At 73.8% G+C, this 9525-nt stretch carries 3 protein-coding genes and 1 pseudogene; 2 read left to right on the forward strand and 2 right to left on the reverse strand.

Features of this window, described 5'->3' with window-relative positions; genetic code table 11:
• Positions 1–6: 6 nt before the first annotated feature.
• Together C2L59_RS11815 and C2L59_RS11820 are read left to right on the forward strand one after the other, a co-directional pair.
• Positions 7–6123 (forward strand): annotated as a pseudogene (locus tag C2L59_RS11815) (SDR family NAD(P)-dependent oxidoreductase); the annotation flags it as partial.
• Positions 6102–6689 (forward strand): DUF305 domain-containing protein, encoded by a 588-nt coding sequence (locus C2L59_RS11820; RefSeq protein ID WP_103349568.1) that lies wholly within the window; start codon positions 6102–6104, stop codon positions 6687–6689. The pseudogene C2L59_RS11815 and the gene C2L59_RS11820, both read left to right, overlap by 22 nt.
• A gap of 69 nt (positions 6690–6758) precedes the next feature.
• Here the strand turns inward: C2L59_RS11820 and C2L59_RS11825 are convergent, their stop codons facing one another.
• Together C2L59_RS11825 and C2L59_RS11830 are read right to left on the reverse strand one after the other, a co-directional pair.
• Positions 6759–7748, reverse strand: a complete 990-nt coding sequence (locus C2L59_RS11825) for a DUF1996 domain-containing protein (protein WP_103349569.1) — start codon at positions 7746–7748, stop codon at positions 6759–6761.
• A gap of 483 nt (positions 7749–8231) precedes the next feature.
• Positions 8232–9041 carry a DUF2306 domain-containing protein gene (locus C2L59_RS11830; RefSeq protein WP_103349570.1) on the reverse strand — a complete coding sequence of 270 codons (810 nt, stop codon included), beginning with the start codon at positions 9039–9041 and terminating at the stop codon, positions 8232–8234.
• Positions 9042–9525 lie beyond the last annotated feature (484 nt).

Genomic DNA, 9525 nt, shown 5'->3' on the forward strand with positions numbered 1-9525 from the left:
ACCGAAGCCGAACTGCTCGGCTACCTCCGCCGGGTGACCGCCGACCTGCAGCGCACCCGCGAGCGCCTGGTCGCCGCGGAGTCCGCGGCCGACGAGCCGATCGCCGTGGTCGGCATGAGCTGCCGCTACCCCGGCGACGTCGACACCCCCGAAGCCCTGTGGCGGCTGGTCGACGACGGCACCGACGCCATCTCCGGCTTCCCGGACGACCGCGGCTGGCCCCTGGCCGACCTGCTCGGGGACATCGGCGGCCCCGGCACGTCGGCGACCGCCGAGGGCGGGTTCCTGCACGGCGCCGGCGGGTTCGACGCGGCCTTCTTCGGGATGAGCCCGCGCGAGGCGCTGGCGACCGACCCGCAGCAGCGCCTGCTGCTGGAAACCGCGTGGGAGGCCTGCGAAAGCGCCGGCATCGACCCCCTTTCCCTGCGCGGCAGCGACACCGGCGTGTTCGTCGGCGTGATGTACAACGACTACGCGATCGCGCTGCAGGGCGTCACCGAAGACCTGGAGGGCTACCAGAGCAACGGCAGCGCCGGCAGCGTCGCTTCGGGGCGCATCTCCTACACCTTCGGCTTCGAAGGCCCGAGCGTCAGCGTCGACACCGCGTGCTCGTCGTCGCTGGTCACGCTGCACCTCGCCGCCCAGGCCCTGCGCCGCGGCGAATGCTCCCTCGCGCTGGCCGGCGGCGTCGCGATCATGTCGACGCCGATGGTGTTCGTCGAGTACAGCCGCCAGGGCGCGCTCTCGCCGACCGGCCGCTCCCGGGCGTTCGCCGAGGGCGCCGACGGCACCGGCTGGTCCGAAGGCGTCGGCCTGCTGGCCCTGGAGAAGCTGTCCGACGCGCGGCGCCACGGCCACGAGGTCCTCGCCGTGCTGCGCGGGTCCGCGGTCAACTCCGACGGCGCGTCCAACGGCCTCACCGCCCCCAACGGCCCCTCGCAGCAACGGGTGATCCGCGCGGCACTGGCGGACGCGAAGCTGGCACCGTCCGATGTGGACGTCGTCGAGGCGCACGGCACCGGCACTGCGCTCGGTGACCCGATCGAGGCGCAGGCCCTGATTTCGGTGTACGGCCAGGACCGGCCGGAAGGCCGGCCGCTCCTGCTCGGTTCGCTGAAGTCGAACATCGGGCACACCCAGGCCGCGGCCGGCGTCGGCGGCGTGCTCAAGATGATCCTCGCCATGCGCAACGGCGTCCTGCCGCGCACCCTGCACGCCGAGCAGCCGTCCACGAAGATCGACTGGACCGCCGGCGACGTCGAGCTGCTCACCGCACCCCGGCCCTGGCCGCGGACCGGGGCGCCGCGCCGGGCCGCCGTGTCGTCGTTCGGCGTCAGCGGCACCAACGCGCACGTCGTCCTCGAACAGGCGCCGCCCGCCGAGCCGGCCGAGGCGGCTGCGGAACCGGCCGCCGTGCCGTGGGTGCTGTCGGCGAAGTCGCCGGAAGCGCTCGCCGCACAGGCCGCCCGGCTGCTGGCCCACGTCGACGAGCACCCCACCCAGCCGCTGTCCGGGATCGCCCGCACGCTGCTGGCCCGCAGCCGCTTCGACCACCGCGCCGTCGTGGCCGGGACCGGCCACGCCACCCTGCGCGAGGGCCTGTCCGCGCTCGCGGCCGGCGTCCCGGCGCCGGCCGTGGCCACCGGCACGGTGACGTCCGCGCCCGGCCCGGTGTTCGTGTTCCCCGGCCAGGGTTCCCAGTGGCCCGAGATGGCGATGGCCCTGCTGGACACCCAGCCGGTCTTCCGCGCGCGGATCGAAGAGTGCGCCGAAGCCCTGGAGCCGTACGTCGGCTGGTCGCTGCTGGACGTCCTGACCGGTGTCGAGGGGGCACCCCCGGTCGACCGCGTCGACGTCGTGCAGCCGGTGCTGTTCTCGGTCATGGTGTCGCTCGCGCACCTCTGGCGCTCCTACGGCGTCCGGCCCGCCGCGGTGCTCGGGCACTCGCAGGGCGAGATCGCCGCCGCCTGCTTCGCCGGCGTGCTTTCGCTGCCCGAGGCCGCGCGGATCGTGACCCTGCGCAGCCGCCTGATCGGCGACCGGCTGGCCGGGCACGGCGGCCTGCTTTCGGTGATGGCGTCCGAAGCCGAAGTCGGCGAGCTGCTCGGCGACTTCGCGGGCACGCTGTCGATCGCCGCGGTCAACGGCCCGCGCACGGTCACCGTCGCCGGCGAGCCGGACGCGTTGACCGCGCTGGAAAAGCGCCTGTCGGCGGCCGGGCTCATGCGCTGGCGCGTCGAGGGCGTCGACTTCGCCGCGCACAGCCCCCAGGTGCGCGTGCTGCACGACGAGCTCCTCGACGTCCTCGGCGAACTGCACCCCGGCGAGTCGGCGATCCCGTTCTTCTCCACCGCCGACCGGCGCTGGCTCGACGGACCCGAGATGGACGGCGAGTACTGGTACCGCAACCTGGAACGCACCGTGCGGTTCGACGCCGGGGTCCGCGCCGCGCTCGACCGCGGTGCCCGGCACTTCGTCGAAATCAGCCCGCAGCCGGTGCTCAGCCTCGGCCTGCAGGCCCTGCTGGAGGAGTCCGGCACCGGCGCGACGGCGTCGGCGACCCTGGTGCTCGGCCACGGCGGCCCGGACCGGTTCCTGGCCGCCCTCGGCGCCGCCTTCGCCCGCGGCACCGACGTCGACTGGCAGCTGCCCGACGGCGCCCGCGTCCCGCTGCCGACGTACCCGTTCCAGCGCACGGACTTCTGGCCGCGTGGCACCCTGCAGGCGACCGGCGACATCACCGCGCTCGGGCTGGCTGCCGCCGGCCACCCGCTGCTCGGCGCCGTGACGGCGTTGCCGGACACCGGAGGCTTCCTGTTCACCTCGCGGCTGTCGGTGCCGACGCACCCGTGGCTGGCCGAGCACACCTTCGGCGGTGCGGTCCTGCTGCCCGGCACCGCGTTCCTCGAGCTGGCCGTCCGCGCCGGTGACGAGGCCGGCTGCCCGGTCGTCGAGGAGCTGACCCTGGCCGTGCCGCTGGTCGTCCCGCCCGCCCACGCCGTGCGGACGCAGGTCGTGCTCGGCCCGCTGACCCCGGCCGGCCGCCGCACGCTGTCGGTCTACGCCCGGCCCGACGCCGGCGACGAGCCGTGGACCTGCCACGCCACCGGTGTCCTGCGGGCCGGCGACGTGCCGGAAGCCGGGGAGTTCCCCGCCGAGTGGCCCCCGGCCGGTGCCGAACCGATCGACCTGACCGGGTTCTACGAGACGGCCGCCGGGAACGGCTTCGGCTACGGCCCGCTCTTCCGCGGGCTCGAGAAGGCCTGGCGGCACGGCGAAGAGGTCTACGCCGAAGTCGCGCTGCCGGCGGCCGACCGCCCCGAAGCGGCCGCGTGCGCCCTGCACCCCGCGCTGCTCGACGCCGCCCTGCACGCGGCGTCGTTCACCGGCGGGGCCCGCAGCCGGCTGCCGTTCTCGTGGACCGACGTCGAGCTGTACGCGGTCGGCGCGTCGAAGGCCCGGGTGCGGATCAGCCCGGCGGGCACCGACCGCGTCCGCGTCGACCTCGCCGACACCACCGGCACGCCGATCGTCTCGGTCGGGTCGCTGCTGCTGCGCGCGGCCGGCGCCATCGAGACCGCCCCGGCGTACGGCGACAGCCTGTTCCGCTGGGAGTGGCAGCCGGTGCCGGCCCCGGAGCCCGGCCGGCTCGCCGACGGCACGTGGGTCGTCGCCGGGGCCGACGAATTCGGCCTGACCGGCGCGGTCTACACGCTCGGCCGCGCGGTCGAGACGTTCCTCGGGATCGGCGCGCTGTCCCGGGCCCTCGACGACGGCCTGTTCGCGCCCCGGGTGATCCTGATGCCGCTGGTGCCGGTGCGGCCGGAGAACGACCGGGCGGCCGCCCGCGACCTGGCGAAGTGGGTGCTGGACGAGGTCCAGGCCTTCCTCGGCGAGGACCGGCTGCGCACCACCCGGCTGGTGTTCGTCACCCGCGGTGCCACCGAAGACGCCCTCGCCGGCGCGACCGCGTGGGGCCTGCTGCGCTCGGCGCAGACGGAGAACCCCGGGCGGATCGTGCTGGCCGACCTCGAACGCGACGGCGACCGGTCGATCCGCGACCTGCTGCCGCTGCTGCCCGGCCTCCTCGCCTCGGGCGAGCCCCAGGTGGTGCTGCGCGACGGCGTCCCGCACGTCGGCCGGCTGACCCGCGCCCGCGGCGGAGACTCCACAGTGGACTGGACGGCGGCGGGCAAGGTGCTCGTCACGGGCGGGACCGGCGCACTGGCCCGGGCCGTCGCCCGGCACCTGGTCACCGAGCACGGCGTCCGCGAGCTCCTGCTGGTCAGCCGCAGCGGCCCGGACGCCCCGGGCGCGGCGGAGTTCGCCGCCGAACTGGACGCCACAGTGGACATCCGCGCCTGCGACGTGTCCGATCGGGACGCCCTGGCCCGGCTGCTCGCGTCGGAACCGTCGGTGCGGGCCGTGGTGCACACCGCGGGTGCGCTGGAAGACGGGGTCATCGGTTCTCTGACGCCGAAGAAGCTCGACACGGTGTTCGCCCCGAAGCTCGACGCCGCCTGGCACCTGCACGAGCTGACCCGCGACCGCGAGCTGACCGCGTTCGTGCTGTTCTCGTCGTTCGCCGGGCTGGCGGGCAACGCGGGCCAGGGCAACTACGCGGCCGCGAACGCCTTCCTCGACGCCCTCGCCCGCCACCGCCGGGCCCTCGGCCTGCCGGCGACGTCGATCGCGTGGGGGACCTGGGCCGGCGACCGCAGCGTGATGGCGGCCCGGCTCGACGAGACGAACCGCCGCCGCCAGGAGCGCGGGGGAGCGCTGGCGCTGCCGCCCGAGCAGGGCGTGGCCCTGTTCGACGCCGCCCTCGCGCGGCCGGAGCCGGTGCTCGCCGCGATCCGCCTCGACCTGGCCGCGCTGCGCGCGGCCGGTGAGGTGCCGCGGATGATGCACGCGCTGCTGCCGCCGCCGTCCCGCCGCTCGGCGGCCACGGCGGAGCAGGACACGGGCTCGTTCGCCCGGACGTACGCGCAGCTGCCCGCCGGCGACCGCCCGGCCGCGGTGCGGGACCTGGTCCGCGGCCTGGCCGCCGCGGTGCTCGGGCACCCGGGCGCGGCCGCGGTCCCGGTGGACGGCAGCTTCCCGGAGCTGGGCTTCGACTCGCTGACCGCGATGGACCTGCGCAACCGCCTGCAGGCGGCCACCGGCCTGATCCTGCAGGTCGGCGTGGTGTTCGACCACCCGACGCCGCAGGAGCTGGCCGCGCACCTGGCGGGGGAGCTGGACACCGAACCGGCGTCCGGCGAAGTCGCCACGACGGTCTCGGTGCAGGCCCCGGAGACGATCGCGGGCCTGTTCACCGAGGCGCTCAAGGCCGGGCAGCAGGCGGACGCGATCGCGTTCCTGCGCGCGGCGGCGACGCTGCGCCCGAAGTTCCGCACCTCCGGCGAGCCGACCCGCCCCATCCGCCCGCTGCGGCTGGCCCGCCGCGCCCCGGACGCGCCGCCCGGCCCGCACCTGATCTGCGTGCCGGCGCTGGTGGCGATGGCGGGGGTGCAGCAGTACTCGCTGTTCGCGGCGTCCTGCCGCGGCCGCCACGACGTCTCGGCCGTCCCGATCCCGGGCTTCACCGACGGCGAAGCGCTCCCGGCCGACCGGCAGGCGCTGGTCGCGGCGGAGGCCGACGCGATCTCGGCGTACACCGGCGGCGAACCGGCGGTCGTGCTCGGCGTGTCCACCGGCGGCCTGCTGGTGCACGCGATCGCGACCGAGCTGTGCCGCCGCGGCACGCCCCCGGCCGGTGTCGCGCTGCTGGACCCGTACGCGGTGGACAGCGAGTTCGTCGCGAGTGCCGGCGGGGGGCTGATGCAGGGGCTGTACAAGCGCAACCAGCAGTACACGGAGGTGACGAGCGCGGGGCTGTCGGCGATGGCCTGGTGCTTCGACCTGATGGAGGGCTGGGAACTGGGCCCCCTGCCGTGCCCGACGCTGCTGGTCCGGGCATCGGAGCCGATCGTGGCGGCCCAGGAAGCGGTGGACTGGCGCTCGGCGTGGCCCCACGCGGACCGGGTGATCGACGTGCCGGGCAACCACTTCACGATCGTGGAGGAGCACATCGCGGACGCGGTGGCGGCGGTCCAGGCGTGGCTGCCCGCGGCCGGTTGACTTCGCCCGCGGGCATGGCCTGTAATCAGTGCATGCGCCTCTTTGCCGGGTTGGGCATCGTGGGCGTGCTGTGCTTGGGCGGCTGCGTCACCGGGTCCGACAGCCCTCCCGCCACTTCCGATGCGGCGTCATCGTTCACCGCCACGGATCGCGCGTGGATCGAGATCACCACCGCCATGGACGAGCAGCTCGTTCCCCTGCTCGACCTCGTCGGCAGCCGGACCGGATCCGCGGCCGTCCGCGAGCTCGGTGCACAGGCCGGCGCCGCGACGAAAGCGCAGCTGTCGGATCTGCGGCGGCTGCACGACCAAGCCGGCCTGCCGGCGGAAAACCCGCACCAGGGGATGGAGATGCCGGGAATGGTTTCCCCGGCCCAGATGACGCACGCCGGGGCTTTGCGCGACGCGGAGTTCGACAGCTACTTCAAGAAGTGCCTGCGCGATCACCTGGAGCAGACCGGACGGCTGGCGCTCGGCGAGAAGTCGTCCGGCACGGAGCCGCAGACCGTGAGCTTGGCGGCGCGAGTCCTGCAGGAGCGAGACCGGCTCTCCCCACTGATCGGCTAGCGTTCCGGCACCAGTCAAGACAACGGCCGCCGTGCCGATCGGGACGATCCGGCACGGCGGCCGTCGCTCTCAGCCGCCGGTGAAGCTCGGCGTGGTCCCGCACTTCGCGTTCTGGTTGAGGCAGGTCTTGACCAGCGCGGCCAGGTTGACGTGGTTCCAGCCGTTCATGAAGTCACCGTGCATCGACGACGCCATCCCCGACGACAGCGCGAGGCCGTTGCCCCCCAGGCTGTCGTAGTTGACCATGTACGACAGGTTCGGCACCGCGACCGGGTAGCTGCCCTGGCACTTGCCGGCGACCGGGTCACCCATGTGCGACTTGTGGTCGGGCGAGTCGATGTGCTTGCCGTCCCAGCAGTCCTTGAACGGGAGCTGGAAGATCAGGTTGCCGCCGGGGGCACAGACCGGCCAGTTCCCGTCGGCGCTGCGCCCGACCTCGGCGCTGCCCGCGCACCAGAACTGGTTGCCCTGCCCCTTCTGGGTCGGAACCTGCAGTTTGGCGTCACCCTGCACCATCACCAGCCCGGGCGGGAACGGCCGGACGGCCGACGGGTCGGAGACCCGGGAACCGTAGTAGATGCGCATGCTCTTGAACGGAACGGCCACCCCGTTGCGCTGCAGCTGCGGTACCCAGTAAGCGGCGTTGTCACCCGGGGCGTCGCAGGTGGTCGATCCGGCGGCGAGAAGCGCTTCCGTGGTCACGAAAGCGTCGTTCCTCGGCCCGAAGAACGTGTGCATGTGGGAGGCGCCGGGCAGGCCGGGAAAGATGATCGCGTCGTCCTTGGCTTCGTTCGCGATCGTGCAGTCGGTGTGGAACTCGGGAACCCTCGTCGTCCCGGCCGGCACCGGTGGCGGCACGATGCGCTGGTAGTCGGCCAGTTCACGCTGGTAGCGGGCCTGGTCCACGTCCACCCAGCCGGCTTCCGCCGCGGTGGCCCCGCCCGAGGCCCCGGCGGTTTCGGTGGCACCGGCCACGAAGGCCGTACTCCCGGCCAGTGCCAGCGCGAGGGCTGCGGTCAGGACGGCCCGGGTCCGGAGCCGAGGTGACGTTTTTCGCATGCGGATATCCTCACTTTCGCTGTCGGACTGCAAACCCCGTTTGCATCGAGCTCGGGTGGGATGTCTTTCCCGGTCGGGTTTCGACCGGCACTTCTGCGGGACCTGTCACGAAGAGCCGAAGCGTCGGCGAGCGCGCGGTCAATCGCGGCGCGGAACGGAGAACGTCCTTGATCTCATTCGAGCCCACCTGGTCCGTCGTGATCCATCGTGCCGCGCACGACGCGCGGCATTCGGGTGAGGTAGCTGAAGCAGCGGAGCATCAACCAACCCGAGGTGCTGGAGAGGTCCAGGTGGCGGCCGCGGAACCGGTTCCATCGAGGCAACTGTCAGTAAACCGCGCCAATCGGACAGCGTCAAGACGCTGGACGGCAAGTTTCCCACCACGAAGGTCCGTCGCGAACGCGCCCGCGTCCGGGCGTGCGGAAAACCCCGGCACCTGGGGGGTGTGCCGGGGTTTTCCGCCGCGGGAAGGCAGCCGCGAGACTAGGGGACGGGGTCGGGGGCGGGGCGCTCCAGCACCGGCGTCTTCGTGGCCGTCGCGAGCACCGGCTCGACCGGGACGGGCGGGGTGACGGAGGTGCTCACCTTGGGCTCCTGCTTCGCCGCGGTGCGCTTGGCCGCCTGACGGCCCAGGGCCTTGTACCGGGCCCGGTGGTTGAACCACTCGGCGATCAGCAGGTTGACCACCCAGGGGATCCACGACGTCAGCGTCGAGACCTGGTCCTGCACCGCGGGCGGGCCGTCGACACCCATCGTGAAGACCTCGGGCTCCAGCCACAGGATCGCCGGGCCCAGCCAGAAACGGGACGCGAGGATGGAGAAGCACAGCGCGAAGCTGCGCAGCATCCACTCGCGGTGTTCGACGATCCGGCCCTGCCGCGCCCGCCGGAAGCCGACGATCGTCGTGCTCAGCCACAGCAGGCCCAGCAGCGCGTTGCCCGCTTTCTGGCCCGCGCCGTGGGTCAGGAACGGGGTGATGGTCAGGATCGCCAGGCCCGCCGGCAGCGCGCCGCCCAGGACGTAGACGCGGCCGGAGATCCGGTGCAGCTTCGGGTGGCGGTTGCGCAGCCACGGCCAGACCTGGATCGCCGCGGTCACGAACGCCACCGAGCCGAACAGGATGTGCGCCACCAGCAGCGGGTAGTAGAACGGCAGGTCGAGGCGCGTGGCCGCGGTGGACCGGCTCGGGTCGAAGCCCAGGTAGTTGGGCAACCGGTACGCCAGGAACCCGAACACCAGGAAGTAGAACGGGATGATCCAGGGGCGTCTCAACGCCCGTCCGATGCTTGCCATGGCCTGCCTTCCTTCGGAACATCCGGCGCGACGAGCATGCCGCCGCGAAACCACGGAAAACCGCAGACTTCACGCGCCGCGCCCGGGGTCGGGTGTGGCCGCCCGGCGGGTGACGGCCGGTTCGGGTGATCCCGACGTTGCGGCCGGTGCGGGGCGGGATGCGCGCCGCGGCCGATCGGGCTCCTGCCCGCACCGACGCGGTCCGGGATTCGGGTTCGGCGGCGGGGATGCGCTCGGCCGGTTCGTCCGGACCGGTTCGGGCTGCTGCCCGCACCGACGCGGTCCGGGTGCGGCGGCCTCCGCGCGCCCGGCTCGCCAGGACCGGCCCCCGCTGCCCGGCACCGCGAGCGCACCTGCCCCCGGATCTCTGGGGAAAAACCGGCCACGCCCCCGGCATAGTCGCCTTCGACCTGAACCCCGGCGGTGGCTCCGGCGTCGCGAGGCGGCGGGCGCCCGCCCGAACCGGATCACTGGGAGCGCCGCG

Origin of the sequence: Amycolatopsis sp. CA-128772 (genome assembly GCF_002904295.1) — a bacterium.
Classification (GTDB): Bacteria; Actinomycetota; Actinomycetes; order Mycobacteriales; family Pseudonocardiaceae; genus Amycolatopsis.